The organism is Micromonospora mirobrigensis, assembly GCF_900091555.1.
In the GTDB taxonomy this organism is placed as follows: domain Bacteria; phylum Actinomycetota; class Actinomycetes; order Mycobacteriales; family Micromonosporaceae; genus Micromonospora; species Micromonospora mirobrigensis.
In genome coordinates, this window is the sequence record NZ_FMCX01000009.1 from 1 (window position 1) to 13714 (window position 13714).

Below are 13714 nucleotides of genomic sequence, written 5' to 3' on the forward strand. Positions count from 1 at the left end.
AGGAGAGCTTCCAGGCCGCCAAAAGCCAGGTCGGTCTGGACCAGCACCAGGTCCGCCGTTGGGACTCCTGGCACCGGTTCACCACCCTGGCCCTGGCCGCCCTCGCCGTCCTGGCGATCTGCGCCGCCGACATTGCCGACCAGGACCACGCCGATAACGGCCTGATCAAGCTCACCGTCAACGAGATCCGCCGACTGATCAACGCCTGCATCATCCACCCGATCAGCGACCTCGCCCACCGTTTGCACTGGTCAGGCTGGCGACGCCGGCATCAAGCCCGAGCCCGCCGAGCCCACTACACACGCCGCCTCAACCTCGAACTCCAGCCATGATCCCGAACGGCGGCTGCCGTACTAGAGCGTGTCCTGCCGATCATGCGGTGCTGCCGCGAGGCCTCGGGCGTGGCAGGATCTTGCGGTGGCAACCTATGACGTCGCACTCGTGCTGCTTGTCGATTCCTCAGGCGCAGTGCTCATGCAGCACCGCGATGCGGACGTGGCTGGCGGTCTCCTCTGCGCTGGTCCTGTCTCTGCACTTGGAGAGGCACTTGACATGTGCCGGCCGGTCATCGAAGCCAGATGACTGCGGCGATCAGGACCAGGCTGGCCCGGCATAGGGATGCACGTTTGGCGTAGCGGGCGGCCAGGTCGCGTCACTGCTTGAGTCGGTTGAGGCAGCATTCCACGACGTTGCGCTTGCGGTAGACCTGCTTGTCGAAGGCCGGTGACCGGTGCCAGCGTGCTTGATCCAGCAGGTGCCTGTGTCGTGGTCGGGCAGGTACCAGACGCGGCCGCCGGCAGTGACCTCGTACTGCCACTGCGGCAGTGACCTGCCGTTGTGCATCGCACTCGCCAGCGAGCCCTTGAGCGGGTGTTGGCGGCTGATGGGCGGGGACGGGCAGGGGTCCGATTCGATGGCGTCGAATGCGGCACGGGTGTTGGCCGCCGCCTGACGGCACAGCTCCTCCCACCCCTTGGCCGCGTCGTTGGTGGCGAAGCGCAGGGCGTAGCCGCCGGGGCGTGGTGGCGGCGCGGCCCGGTCGCCGCGCTTGGCGCTCACGCGCCGGCCGGGCGCGCTACCGGCCCGAAGTCGTCGTCGCTCGGCGCGGCCAGGATCCGGTGCAGGTTGGGGTCGGCGTGGATCTCGGCGGTGTGCCGCCACTCGGTGAGCAGTTGGGACACCGCCGCGGTGTTGCCCACCGCCGCGGCGGCCTCCGCCGTCGACACGAATTCATCGACCATCCGCTCCGCGTCACCGGGTGGCAGGAACCGCACCCACGGCAGCACGGTGGGCAGCGCCTCCCGGACCAGGACGGGATCCCGGCGTACCAGGCTGGCCAGCAGCCGTGCGGTCAGGTCGACCACCTCACCCTCGGCCGCCGCCCGGTCGGCGGACATCAGGACCAGATCGGCGGCGTCCCGACGGCGCAGGCGCACCGCGCGAGCGCGGGACAGCCGGTCGGCGGTCTCCGCAGGCCGGCGGAGCAGTTCCGAGAAGGGGACGGACTCCAACGGCATCGACATGACATCAACACTACTTCAGAACAGAGCGAGAGGGTGGTACCCAGCCGGACCCGATCGGGAAGGCTGGCGCTCGGGGCCGCCACCGGTCAGGATTCGCCGCATGGGTGGCAACCTCTCCGCCGTGGTCGGTGTCGTCTCGCTGGTCACCGCGCTGGCCGCCGCGCTCTGGGCGGTGCTGCGGCTGCGCGGGCGGCGGGGGATCGCCACCGCCACCCAACGGGCCACCTACGAGGTGCTGCACACCGCCGGCCTGGCCGCCGAGCCGCTGCGCACCGGGTTGAGCCCCACCGGCGCGGCGAAGGCCGTACGCCATCTGCGGGCGCTGGTGGGGGCGGCCGGGCTGGCCCTCACCGACCGGGACCAGCTGCTCGCCCTCGACGGCGACGGCGCGCACCACGGCGACCAGCTGGTCGCGGCGGCCCGGCGGGCGGTGGCCAGCGGGCGGTCCACCGTGCTGCGCGAGTCGGAGCTGGACTGCGACCTGGTCGACTGCCCGGTACGCGGCGCGGTGGTCGCGCCGCTGAGCGCGGAGGGCCGGGTGGTCGGGGCGCTGGTCGCGGTCGCCGACGAGCGGCCCGCGCCCGGGCTGGTGCAGGCCACCCTGGAGACCGCCCACTGGGCCGGTGACCAGCTCGCCCTGGCCGAGCTGGACTCGTCCCGGGAGCGGCTGGCCCGGGCCGAGGTACGCGCGCTGCGCGCCCAGATCAGCCCACACTTCATCTACAACGCGCTGACCGCGATCGGTTCGTTCGTCCGGACCGACCCGGACCGGGCCCGGGAGCTGATCCTGGAGTTCGCCGAGTTCACCCGGTACTCGTTCCGCTCGCACGGCGAGTTCACCACGCTGGCCGAGGAGCTGCGCTCGATCGACCGCTACCTCACCATCGAGCGGGCCCGGTTCGGCGACCGGTTGCAGGTGCGGTTGCAGATCGCCCCGGAGGTGCTGCCGGTGACCCTGCCCTTCCTCTGCCTGCAACCGCTGGTCGAGAACGCCGTCCGGCACGGGTTGTCCCGCAAGCCCGGCACCGGCATGGTGAGCATCGAGGCCCGGGACGCGGGCGCCGAATGCCACATCACGGTGGAGGACGACGGAGTGGGCATGGATCCGACCACGCTGACCGCCGGGATCGCCGAGCTGGCCGGCGCCGGCAGCGACCCGGCCGACGACCCGGGCCAGCACGTCGGCCTCTCCAACGTCGACGAGCGGCTCCGGTCGGCCTTCGGCGACCGGTTCGGCCTGGTCGTCGAGACCGGCCTCGGCTCGGGTACGAAGGTGAGCATGCGGGTGCCGAAGTTCCACCCGGGCGTACGGGCCGGCTCGTGACGACGGGTTTCCTCCGGGTGCTCGCCGTCGACGACGAGCCACCGGCGCTGGACGAGCTGGCGTACCACCTGCGGGCCGACCCGCGGGTGGCCCGGCTGCACACCGCCGGGGACGCCACCGAGGCGCTGCGGGTGCTCCGCGACGGCGACGTGGACGTGGTCTTCCTGGACATCCGGATGCCCGGGCTGGACGGGATGGAGCTGGCCCGGGTGCTGCGCCGGTTCGCCCGGCCACCCGCGATCGTCTTCGTCACCGCGTACGACGACGGGGCGGTGGACGCGTTCGACCTGGGCGCCACCGACTACGTCCGCAAGCCGGTACGCGCCGAACGCCTCGCCGAGTCGCTGCGCCGGGTGATCGGCTCCCGGGTGGTGCCGTCGCACCCGGCGGCCCTGGCCCGGGCGGAGGAGGACCCGACCATCCCGATCGAGCTGGCCGGCACCACCCGGATGCTGCCCCGCTCGGCGGTGCGCTGGGTGGAGGCGCAGGGTGACTACGCCCGGCTGCACACCGCCGACGGCTCGCACCTGGTCCGGGTCTCCCTGGCCACCCTCGCCGAACGCTGGGCGGACGCCGGTTTCGTCCGGATCCACCGGTCGTACCTGGTGCAGTTGAAGCTGATCGCGGAGCTGCGGCTGGCCAACTCCGGCTACGTGGTGGTGATCGACGGCACCGAGCTGCCGGTGAGCCGCCGGCACACCCGAGAGTTGAAGGACAAGCTGGTCCGGGCGGCCAAGCAGGACTGGAACCGCTGAACCGACGCCGGTCAGGCGACCGCGGTGGTCGCCACGCTGGCGTCGGCGGCGTGCAGCGGCACATAGTGGTCGAAGAAGAGGGTCCGGACCAGCTCCACCCGGCCGCCCACCCCGAAGGCCCGGAACAACGCCAGCATGCCCTGCTGCACGTCGTACGCGGAGATGCCCAGCTCCCGGGCGATCTGGCCGGTGTTGCGGCCGCGCACCACGGCGCCGAGCAGCCGCCACTGGGCGGCGGAGAGCCCCCGGGCCCGGGCGACGAACTCGCTGACCTGGTGCGGCCGGATCCGCTGCACGGTGACCGCCACGCCGGTGTCCCGTTCGGCGGCGTGGAACGCCAGCCACCGGCCGTCGTGCCGGGCCCCGGCGGCCGAGCCGACCAGGCCGGAGAGGCGTCCCCGCGCCACCGCCGCGCCGACCCGGTCCAGCTCCGCGGTGTCCAGCAGCGCCCGGGCGTCGTCGCTCATGTCGAAGAGCCGGCCGTCCCGGGAGACGGTCAGCGAGCCGGCCACCGGCCGGCGGGTCGGGCCGGGCGGCGGCTCGGCCACGGTCGGGCGGGCGGCCCGGCCGAACCGGGGCCGCAGCAGCCGGCCGCCGCGCGGGGCCGGCGGGTCGGCGGGCACCTCGACGGGCCGCTCCGGCTCGGGTTCGCCGCGCAGCAGCGTCTGCCGCAGCGCCGACCCGAGCGGCCGGCCGGCGGGGGCGAGCTGGGCGACGTCGGCGTCGGTGAACCGGCCGCCGGCCCGGTAGAGCAGCAGCGTGCCCCAGGCGCCCTCGTTGTCGTAGCAGGTCAGCCGCAGCTCGTCGGAGAACCCGCGCGGGTGCAGCACGTGCCGGAAGCGGCGGCTGGCGGCCGGGTCCCCCTGGCTGACGGCGTGCAGGGTGCCGATCCGGGGCCCCTCGGCCAGCTCGGCGATCTTCAGCACGTCCTCCTGGCCGTACTCGTTGGCGAAGAGCTCCTGCTCGAAGCGCTCGTCGTCCGCGCCGCCGTCGACCACGCAGGACGCCCACATCAGCGTCACCGGGTCCAGCACCGCCCAGATCGCCAGGTCGAAGCCGACCGTGCCGCGCAGCAGCACGCTGGCCTGCCGGCGCAGGTCGACGTGGTCCAGCGTGAGGTCGAGGTGGCTGCCCAGCCGCGCCACGTACGGCTCACCGGACCTGACCGGCAGCCCCGCCAGCGGGTCGGTGCGGACCGCCGCCCGGCCCCGGTCCGGCCCGCCCCCGGCGTCCGGGCCGGTGTCGTCGACGTCGGCCAGCTCGTCGGCGAGCTCCAGGGGCACCCGGATGCCCGCCGCGTGGGCCAGGGTGACGGCCACCTCGGCGCTTGCCGGGCGCCTCGTCGGCTTCTTCGCCAGACAGCGGTGCACCAGGTCGATCACCACCGGCGGCACCCCGGGCAGTCGGGGCAGCGGCGCCGGCTCCAGGTAGACGTGCGCGGTGAGCATCCGGGTGGCGGTCTCGGCCGGCCAGGGGGCCCGGCCGGCGAGCAGCCGGTAGAGGATCAGGGCGAGGGCGTAGACGTCGCTCTCGGCGACCACCGGGTCGTCGGAGAGCCGCTCCGGGGCCAGGTACGCCGCGGTGCCGAGCAGCTGCCCGGTGGCCTCCTCGACCTGGCCGACCGCCGCGGCGAGTCCGAAGTCGACGACCCGGGCGCCGTTGGCGGTCAGCATCACGTTGGCCGGCTTCACGTCCCGGTGCACCAGCCCCTGGGCGTGGGCGGCGGCGAGCGCGGAGGCGATCTCGGCGCAGATCCGCAGCGCCGACTCCACCGAGACCGGGCCGCGTTTGAGCCGCTGGGCCAGCGTCCGGCCCGGCAACAGCTCCATCACCACGAACGGCACCGGGTCACCGGCGTCGGAGACCGACTCGCCGTAGTCGTAGACGCCGCCGACGTGCGGGTGGGAGAGCCGGGCCGCGGCACGCGCCTCGGCGAGCACCCGCTGTCGGGCGACCGGGTCCTCGGCGTACTGCCCGCTGAGGACCTTCACCGCCACCTCCCGGTCCAGCACCCGGTCGTGGGCCCGCCACACCACGCCCATGCCGCCGGACCCGAGCCGGTCGATCAGCCGGTACCGGTCGGCCAGGATCTCTTCTCCCCCCACCGGCACAGTCTGCCTGGTCGGCGGCACATCGGCCCGGCGACGGGCATCCCTCGCGGTGACCGATCCCCGACTCAGCGTGGAGATTTATGTTCGTCACCCCCTCCGGCGGGGGACACTCCCGGCGACCGCGGTCACCGGACCCCGGTGGTCGTCCAGCGAGGAAGAGGGTGCACCGGTGCCGAAGCTGTTCACCGTGCACGCCCGGACGCGTACCCACCTGCTGGTCCGGCAGGCCGTCGCCACCCTGCCCGAGGTGGAGCTGGTGGGCAGCAGCGGCACCGCCGGGGAGGCGCTGCGGGTGTTCGGCACGCTCGCCCCGGACGCGCTGACCGTCGACGTGCGGCTGCCCGACGGCGACGGGATCGACCTGGCCGTCCGGCTGCGCGACCTGCGGCCACAGCTGCGGGTGGTGCTCTTCGGGCCGGCCAGCGACACCCTGCTGCGCCGGGCGGTGGCGGCCGGGATGCCGGCGTACCTGCCGGTGCACCCCGAGGCGGGGCAGGTGGGCACCGCCCTGCGGGACTGCCTGGCCGGCCGGACCAGCTATCCGGCCCGGTTCCTGGCCGGGGCGCTGCGCCGGGACCCGCCGGCCCGGCTGAGCCCCCGGGAACGGGAGGTCGCCGCGCTGGTCGGCGACGGGGTGCCGGCCGTCGAGGTGGCGGTGCTGCTGGGGATCAGCGAGTCGGCGGTCCGGACGTACCTGGCCCGGGCCCGGGCCAAGACCGCCCACGAGGGCCGGCGCGGCTGACGTCCGGGGTTGCGGCCGGCTTCAGGGCGCCAGGGCGTCGAGCATCCGGAGCAGTCCCGGGCCGAGCACCACCACGAAGAGCGCCGGGAAGATGCAGAAGATCATCGGGAAGAGGATCTTCACCGGGATCTTCTGGGCCAGCTCCTCGGCCCGCTGCCGGCGTCGCAGCCGCATCTCGGCGGCCTGCTGGCGCAGCACCCCGGCCACCGGCACACCGAGGGTGGTGGCCTGCACGGTCGCCGACGCGAACGACTTCAGCTCGGCGACGCTGCTGCGGGCCGCCATCTCCCGCAGCGCGTCCACCCGCGACCGGCCGATCCGCATCTCGTGCAGCACCCGGGCGAACTCGCCGACCATCGGCCCCCGGCCGTTGCGGACCACCTGCGCCAGCGCCGCCTCGAAGCCCAGCCCGGCCTCCACGGTCACCACAAGCGTCTCCAGGATGCCCGGCAGGGTGCGCCGGATCTCCTCCTGACGCTCCTGGGCCAGGTGCGCCACCAACAGGTCGGGAGCGAAGAACCCGGCGGCCGCGCCGACCACCACCCAGACCACCACGCCGAACGGCCCGGCGAACAGCAGCGCCAGCAGCAGACCCACCGCGGCGCCCACGAACAACAGCACCGCCTTGTACGCCAGCAGCGCGTCCATGCCCAGCCAGCCCGGATTGCCGGCCCGGTCCAACCGGCGGCCGAGCCCGGCGAACATCCCGGCCGGGGTCAGCCGACCACCCAGCTCACCGGCGCGCCCGAGCAGTGCTCCCGGTCCGGGGGCGGGTGGCCCCTCCGGCGTCCCGGCGACCCGGTAGCCGCGGTCGGCGGCGGCCAGCGTCCGGGTCACCGCGCCGCGTTCCCGGGCGGCGAGGAGCCCGACCAGGGCGGCGACCAGGGCCAGGAACATCGCGCCCAGTCCCACCAGCAGCAACGGGTCCACGCCCTACACCTCGACCTTCACCCAGCGGGCCATCCAGAACGCCCCGACCAGCATCAGCACGACCGCCCCGACGAGCATGACCAGCCCGGCGGGGGTGGTCCAGAGCGGGCTGAGGTACTCCCGCCGGACCAGCAGCATCCAGCCGGCCAGCACGATCGGCAACGCCACCAGGATGTACGCCGACAGCCGACCCTCCGCCGACAGCGCCCGTACGTGCCGGCGCAGCCGGTCGCGCTCCCGCAGCGTCTCCACAGTGGTCTCCAGCACCTCGGCCAGGTTGCCGCCGGTCTCCCGCTGGATCCGGACCGCCATCACCACCCAGGCCAGGTCGTCGTTGCCCACCCGGGCCGCCGCCCGGCCCAGCGCGTCGTCCAGGTCGGAGCCGAGCCGGACCTCCGCCATCGCCCGGCCCAGCTCGACGGTGAGCGGGCCGGGCGGGGAGTCCCGGACCACCCCGTCGATCGACTGGGCGAGCGAGAAGCCGGAGCGCAGCGACCCGACCACCAGGTGCAGGGCGTCCGGGAGCTGGTCGGCGAAGGAGCGGCGGCGACGCTCCTCGCGCAGCCGGCGGTACGTCAGGGTGCCCAGCCAGCCCAGCAGCGCCCCGGCCAGCGCGCCGAGGAAGCCCGCGAGCAGGCCGAGGAGCACTGCGCCGAGGAACACGGCGGTCCCGCGTACGGCGGTCCACTCGGCGGGCCGGACGGTCATCCCGGCCCGGTCCAGCCGCTGGGCGATCCGTTCCTCCCGGCCGCCGCCGCGGACCACCCGCTCGGAGAGGCCGAGCACGGCGTGGGTGAGGCCGCTCTCCGGTCGGGCCGGCGGGTCCCCGCCGTCCGGGCGGGGACCCCGGTCGGGCAGCCGGAACCGCTCGACCTGCTCGATCCGGCCGCGCCGCACCGACCCGCCCGCCCCGGTGACGGTGAGCAGCACCGCCACCAGCAGGGCGACGAAGATCAGCACGGCGAGCAGGGTGGGTCGCGGCACCGGCAGGCCGGCCAGGGTCGGTGCGGTGGACGCGGTGGCCGGCGCGGCGGCGAAGCGTACCGGCACCTCGGTGCGGGTGCCGGCGGCGGTGACGGTCAACGCCGCCGTCGTACCGGCCAGTTCGGGGCCGACGGTGACCGTGACGACCATCCGCCGGGGGTAGCCGGTGGCCACGGCCCGCAGCGCCCCGGTCAGCCGGGCGGCCTCGTCGACCGTACGCACGGCGCCGCCCGACCCGCGGGCCACCCTGCCCAGCGGCGTACCGGTCGGGTCTCCGCCGAGGGCGACCAGGTCGACCGGCGAGCCGGCTGGTACGGCGACCGACCCGGCCGCCGCGACCTGCCGGCCGCCCGCCACCACCAGCAGCCGGCTGCCCGGCCCGCCCGGCCCGAGCGCCACCGCGGCCCGCAGCCCGGCGCCGAGCGCGTCCCGGCCGCCGGCGCGCAGGCCGGAGACGGCGGTCCGCAGCGCGGTCCGGTCCCGGGTCGGGCGCAACAGCACCGCCGGCTCGCCACCGGTGGTGACCAGCCCGACGGCCACGTCGGCCGGGGCGGCGTCGGCCAGGGCGAGCAGCCCGGACCGGATGGCCCGCATCGGCGTGCCCGCCATGCCGGCGGCGGTGTCGACCACCACGACCGTGGAGCGGTCGGCCGCCTCGGCGGGCGTGACGGTGACGGGCAGCAGCCAGCCGTCCCGGGTGACGGTGATCCGGTTCCCCACCGTCCCGGGCACGTCGGCGAGGAGGCTCACCTCGCCGGGCTTCACCTCGGCGACGGTCACCGGCAGCGCGTCGGCCCGGGCGGGGGCCGCCGGGAGGAGCAGCACGCCGAGCAGGACGGCCAGGGCCGCGAGGGCACGACGGGCCACCGGGATCCCGTCCGGACGGCGGACGGCCCGGATCCTGTCGGCGCGACAGGCGGCCGGGCGGCTCACCACGGTCGGCCGCCGAACAACCCGGGGGGCAGCGGCACGCCGGCGTCGGCGAGGGTGTCGAGCAGCCTCGGGCGCAGCCCGGTCCAGCGTTGCGTTCCCTGGTGCCGGCCGTTCTCGTCCTGCCCGGCCCGGTGGTCGAAGACGAAGAGGTCCTGCATGGTGACCACGTCGCCCTCCATGCCGAGCACCTCGGTCACGTGGGTGACCCGCCGGGTGCCGTCCCGCAGCCGGCTCTGGTGCACGATCACGTCGACGGCGGAGGCGACCTGTTCCCGGATCGCCCGGAGCGGCAACTCCAGGCCGGCCATCAGCGACATGGTCTCCAGCCGGGCGATCGAGTCGCGGGGGCTGTTGGCGTGCACGGTGGTGAGCGACCCGTTGTGGCCGGTGTTCATGGCCTGGAGCAGGTCCAGGGCGGCGCCGTCGCGTACCTCGCCGATGACGATCCGGTCCGGGCGCATCCGCAGTGCGTTGCGGACCAGGTCCCGTACGGTGATCTCGCCCCGGCCCTCGATGTTCGGCGGGCGGGACTCCAGCCGCAGCACGTGGTTCTGCCGCAGCTGGAGCTCCGCCGCGTCCTCGATGGTGACGATCCGCTCGTCCGGCGGCAGGAAGCTGGAGAGCACGTTCAACGTGGTGGTCTTGCCGGAGCCGGTGCCGCCGCTGATCAGCACGTCCAGCCGGCCGCGTACGCAGGCGTGCAGGAACTGCGCGATCTCCGGGGTGAAGGTGCCGAAGCCGATCAGGTCGTCGACGGTGAGCGCCTCGCGGGCGAACTTGCGGATGGTCAGCATCGACCCGTCCAGCGCGACCGGCGGCAGGACCACGTTGACCCGGCTGCCGTCGGGGAGCCGGGCGTCCACCATCGGGCTGGACTCGTCCACCCGGCGGCCCACCCGGGAGACGATCCGGTCGATCACCCGACGCAGGTGGTGCTCGTCCACGAAGGTCGCGTCGACCTGCTGGATCCGGCCGAAGCGTTCCACGAAGATCTGGTCCGGGCCGTTCACCATGATCTCGGTGACGTCCGGGTCGCGTAGCAGCGGCTCGACCGGTCCGTGGCCGAGGATCTCGTCGAGCAGTTCGGCGGCGATCCGGGCCGGGTCGGCGACGGCGAGCGGGGAGTCGTTGCGGGCCAGCACGTCGGCGATGGTGTCCCGCACCTTCTGTTCCAGGACGGCGTCGGCGGTGCGGTTGTCGTACAGCTGGGGGCCGAGGATGTCGAGCAGCTCGCGGTGCACGCGCAGCCGCAGCGCCGCGGCGCCGGAGCCCCCGGCGAGCGGGACGGTGAGCGCGCCGGAGGTCCGGCCGGGCCGGCCGGCGTCGCCGGAGTGCCGCTGCGCCAGCCGGTCGGAGAGGCTCATCGGTTGACCGCCCGGCCGAGCCGGTCGCGCAGTCCGCGCCCGCCGCGGGCGGGCCGGCCCGGGTCGGCGATCTGCTGCTGGGCCAGTTCCCGCACGGCCCGGCTCACCGGGTGGGTCGGTTTGTCCAGCACGATGGGCACTCCGCGGTTGATCGAGATCGGCACGTCACGGCTCGACGGGATGTGCGCGGCGGTCGGCGTACGCAGCACCCGGTCCACGTCGGCGGCGGTCAGCCCGACCCGGGCGTCGCTGCGGTTGAGCACCACCAGCCGGGCCTCCCGGCGCAGGCCGAGCAGGTCGAGCATGTCCATGGCGACCCGCAGGTTCTTCAGCGCGGGCACGTCGGGGGTGGCGACCAGCACCTGCACGTCGGAGACGTCGAGCGCGGCCAGCACCGCCTCGGAGAAGGCCGGGGGCGTGTCCACCACGACGTAGTCGAACATCGTCCGGACCGCGGCGAGCAGCCGGCCGGCCAGCTCCCGGCCGATCCGCTCGGCGTCGGTGGGGCTGACCGGCGCGAGCAGCGTCTGCACCCCCGCCTTGTAGGGGGTGAGCAGTGCCCGGACCAGCGTGTCGTCGACGTGTTCGGCGTTCAGCGCGTCGCCGATGCCGCGCTCCGGCACCAGCTGGAGCATGATCCCCACGTCGCCGAAGGCGAGGTCGAGGTCGACCAGGCAGACGTTGTGCCGGCCGCCGTCGGCCAGCGCCACCGCCAGGTTGGTGGCGAGGGTGGACTTGCCGCAGCCGCCCTTGGCGGAGAAGACCGTCACGACCCGGGCCGCCGGCTCGTCCGGCTGGTCTGCCGCCACCGCGCCGCGCAGGTGCCGGGACACCTCCCGGGATCGGGCGCAGGCGGCCCGCACGGCCGCGGTGTCCCGGGCGTCCACCACGTCGCGTACGCCGGCGCGCAGCGCCCGCCCGAGGGTGTCCACGTCCAGCCGCTCGCGCAGCAGCAGCACGCCCAGCGCCGGTCGGGTGAGCCGTTGCCGCTCGGCGAACTCCAGCGCGGTCCGGGCGTCGGTGCCGGGGCCGAAGAGCACCAGGGGCTCGACGTGCTGGTCGGCGAGGAGCCGCTCGGCGTCCTCCAGCCGGCTGACGGTGAGCACGCCGGGGCCGAGCTGGGCGGCGAGGTGGCCGCTCCAGCGGCGGTCGGGTTCGAAGAGGATGGTCATCGCGGCCTACCGGAACAGGGTCCGGTTGTCGACCCCGGCGTCGGCGTCGACGTCGGAGTTGGCGCCCAGCAGGCCGATGTTCAGCTCCCCGCCGAGGGCTACCGCGTGGGCCAGCCGCTCGGCGTCGACCTGGTTCAGCCCGAAGGTCACCGACAGCTCGTCGTTGGCGCCCGGGGCTGGCGCGCCGACCCCGCCGCCCGCGGTCTCCGTCGGGGCCGGACCCACCGAGATCACCTCGACGTCGGTCATCAGCAGCCGGGTGACGCTGTTGACCGTGCGTCCCTTCTCCAGCCCGGCCCCCGACACCACGTCCCGTTTGTCGGGGTCCACCGGCGTGTACGTGTAGAAGATGGCGACCCGTGTGCCGGCCTTCACCGACGCCGGGCCGAACACCGTGGACCGGACCCGGGCGGTGATGGCGAGCTGGCCGTCGGGGATGGCCAGCCCGGTGCCGTCGCCGACGGCCGTGCCGAACATGACCCGCAGCAGCAGCTGGCCGCGCTGCACGACGGCGGTGGTGACCAGGGTGTCCAGGTCGCCGCCGACCCGGTCGAGCACCCCGTCGGGGAGGGTCTCCACCGGCATCCGGACCTGCCGCAGGTAGCCCTTGTCGCGCAGCTGCCGGCCGGAGGTGCCGGCCGGGATCTGCTTGTCGGCGACGAGCACCGTGCGGGCCTGCTTGCCCTCGACGGCCCGGGCGTCGGCGGTCCGAAGGTAGAGCATGATCGCGCCGGTGCCCACGGCCGCCAGCACGATCGAGATCAGCACCGGGATGATGCGTCGGGTCATGGTGTGGTGCTCCCCTGCCGTTTCATGGTTGCTGGCTCAGCCGACGGGCGTGACGATCCGGGCGCCCAGGTCCGGGCCGCCGATCACCCCGCCGCCGGGCACGATGGTGCGGGTGAAGTAGCCGGAGACGCAGCTGGTGGCGGTGCCGGCGCAGGCCGGCCCGGTCTCGATCCCGGCCCCGGGCAGCCGCCAGCCGGTGACCACGAACGCCGCCACGCCGGACACGGTGTACTCGGCGTTGCCGCCGCTGCCGCTGACGGCGCCGAAGACCGGCACCAGGATGGGCCGGCCGGCCCGGGCCAGGTCGTCCAGGTCGGTGTTCCGGCACCCGGTGGGCGTGCGGTCGCCGGTGTCGACGGGGTAGTCGCGGCCCACCGTGACGGCAAGCCGGCAACCGGTGGCCGCGTCGGTCAGCCAGCGGAAGCCGCCCGGCCCGCCGCCGGTGCCGCCGCCCGGCGCGCAGGTCGTCGAGGCGGTCTCGTCGTACACCGGGAAGGAGCGTTCGACGCCGTCCGGGGTGCGGCCGTACCGGTTCCAGTCGCAGGCGGAGAAGGCGAGCGGCAGCACGGTCGCCGCCGCCGGGGCGCCCCAGGCCGTCCGGGCACAGGTGCTCACGCGTACGCCGTCGAACTCGTCCAGCACCGCCTGGGCGAAGACCGGCGGCAGCACGGTGGTGCCGTCCCGCTGCCGGGTGCCGGTGTGCACCTCGACGTACGGGCCGGTGGCCGGGGCGGGCCGGACGCAGTCGGTCAGCGAGCCGGTCGGCGCCGGGCAGTCGCCCAGCCCGACGCGCGGCCCACAGACGTCCGCCGCGGCGACCCCGTCGTTCGCGTTCCGCCCGGCGTACGCCTCGGCGAGGTCGTCGGCGGGCACCGAGGCGCAGCCGTCCGGGGCGACCGCGCAGCGCTGCGCGACCCGGACGGCGGCGGCGTCGGCCCCGCCCTGGAGCTGCGCCCGCTCGACGTAGAGGTTGCCCACGTCGACGACCAGCGCCGCGAGCCCGAGCAGGACGCCCGAGCCGAGCAGCAGCGCCACGATCACCGCGACCCCGCCACGGTCGGCTGCCCTTCGCGGTCGGCGGCCGGCG

At 75.0% G+C, this 13714-nt stretch carries 11 protein-coding genes and 2 pseudogenes; 4 read left to right on the plus strand and 9 right to left on the minus strand.

Annotation, left to right across the window (positions count from 1 at the left end):
• A pseudogene (locus tag GA0070564_RS29500) lies at positions 1–332 on the plus strand (IS701 family transposase); the annotation flags it as partial.
• A gap of 233 nt (positions 333–565) precedes the next feature.
• Here GA0070564_RS29500 and GA0070564_RS30010 read toward each other — a convergent pair.
• Both GA0070564_RS30010 and GA0070564_RS24645 read right to left on the minus strand, forming a co-directional pair.
• Positions 566–730, minus strand: a pseudogene (locus tag GA0070564_RS30010) (IS5/IS1182 family transposase); the annotation flags it as partial.
• Positions 731–1055: 325 nt separating this feature from the next.
• Positions 1056–1523, minus strand: a complete 468-nt coding sequence (locus GA0070564_RS24645; RefSeq protein WP_245670210.1) for a hypothetical protein — start codon at positions 1521–1523, stop codon at positions 1056–1058.
• A gap of 100 nt (positions 1524–1623) precedes the next feature.
• On the opposite strand from GA0070564_RS24645, the gene GA0070564_RS24650 reads away from it, so the two are divergent.
• On the plus strand, positions 1624–2847 hold the full coding sequence (locus tag GA0070564_RS24650) for a sensor histidine kinase (protein ID WP_091613714.1): 1224 nt from the start codon (positions 1624–1626) through the stop codon (positions 2845–2847).
• Positions 2844–3602, plus strand: a complete 759-nt coding sequence (locus GA0070564_RS24655; RefSeq protein ID WP_091613718.1) for a LytR/AlgR family response regulator transcription factor — start codon at positions 2844–2846, stop codon at positions 3600–3602. Before GA0070564_RS24650 ends, GA0070564_RS24655 begins: the two co-directional genes overlap by 4 nt.
• 11 nt (positions 3603–3613) lie before the next feature.
• On the opposite strand, the gene GA0070564_RS30015 is transcribed toward GA0070564_RS24655, so the two are convergent.
• Positions 3614–5707 carry a protein kinase domain-containing protein gene (locus GA0070564_RS30015; protein WP_245670212.1) on the minus strand — a complete coding sequence of 698 codons (2094 nt, stop codon included), beginning with the start codon at positions 5705–5707 and terminating at the stop codon, positions 3614–3616.
• Positions 5708–5882: 175 nt separating this feature from the next.
• On the opposite strand from GA0070564_RS30015, the gene GA0070564_RS24665 reads away from it, so the two are divergent.
• The gene (locus GA0070564_RS24665) at positions 5883–6455 is read left to right on the plus strand and encodes a sigma factor-like helix-turn-helix DNA-binding protein (RefSeq protein ID WP_176730828.1); all 573 of its coding nucleotides are present in this window, start codon (positions 5883–5885) and stop codon (positions 6453–6455) included.
• A 21-nt stretch (positions 6456–6476) separates the two neighbouring features.
• Here GA0070564_RS24665 and GA0070564_RS24670 read toward each other — a convergent pair whose 3' ends face one another.
• From GA0070564_RS24670 to GA0070564_RS24695, 6 genes are all read right to left on the minus strand, one after another.
• On the minus strand, positions 6477–7385 hold the full coding sequence (locus GA0070564_RS24670) for a type II secretion system F family protein (RefSeq protein WP_091613726.1): 909 nt from the start codon (positions 7383–7385) through the stop codon (positions 6477–6479).
• Between the two features lie 3 nt (positions 7386–7388).
• A complete protein-coding gene (locus GA0070564_RS24675; RefSeq protein ID WP_141714859.1) occupies positions 7389–9236 on the minus strand; it encodes a type II secretion system F family protein in 1848 nt (615 codons plus the stop codon).
• Between the two features lie 62 nt (positions 9237–9298).
• Positions 9299–10666 carry a TadA family conjugal transfer-associated ATPase gene (locus GA0070564_RS24680; RefSeq protein WP_091613732.1) on the minus strand — a complete coding sequence of 456 codons (1368 nt, stop codon included), beginning with the start codon at positions 10664–10666 and terminating at the stop codon, positions 9299–9301.
• Entirely contained in the window at positions 10663–11838 is a 1176-nt protein-coding gene (locus tag GA0070564_RS24685; protein ID WP_091613734.1) for a CpaE/TadZ family protein, read from the minus strand. The genes GA0070564_RS24680 and GA0070564_RS24685 overlap by 4 nt, the downstream gene beginning before the upstream one ends.
• A gap of 6 nt (positions 11839–11844) precedes the next feature.
• Positions 11845–12627, minus strand: coding sequence for an RcpC/CpaB family pilus assembly protein (locus GA0070564_RS24690; protein ID WP_091613737.1), 783 nt, complete (start codon positions 12625–12627; stop codon positions 11845–11847).
• Between the two features lie 36 nt (positions 12628–12663).
• Positions 12664–13668, minus strand: a complete 1005-nt coding sequence (locus GA0070564_RS24695) for a pilus assembly protein TadG-related protein (RefSeq protein ID WP_141714860.1) — start codon at positions 13666–13668, stop codon at positions 12664–12666.
• Positions 13669–13714 lie beyond the last annotated feature (46 nt).

Excerpts from the sequence above, each read along its gene's own strand:
- GA0070564_RS24680 (WP_091613732.1), bottom strand. The coding sequence starts at position 10,666 with ATGAGCCTCTCCGACCGGCTGGCGCAGCGGCACTCCGGCGACGCCGGC.
- GA0070564_RS24690 (WP_091613737.1), bottom strand. The coding sequence starts at position 12,627 with ATGACCCGACGCATCATCCCGGTGCTGATCTCGATCGTGCTGGCGGCC.
- GA0070564_RS24685 (WP_091613734.1), bottom strand. The coding sequence starts at position 11,838 with ATGACCATCCTCTTCGAACCCGACCGCCGCTGGAGCGGCCACCTCGCC.
- GA0070564_RS24645 (WP_245670210.1), bottom strand. The coding sequence starts at position 1,523 with ATGTCGATGCCGTTGGAGTCCGTCCCCTTCTCGGAACTGCTCCGCCGG.
- GA0070564_RS24650 (WP_091613714.1), top strand. The coding sequence starts at position 1,624 with ATGGGTGGCAACCTCTCCGCCGTGGTCGGTGTCGTCTCGCTGGTCACC.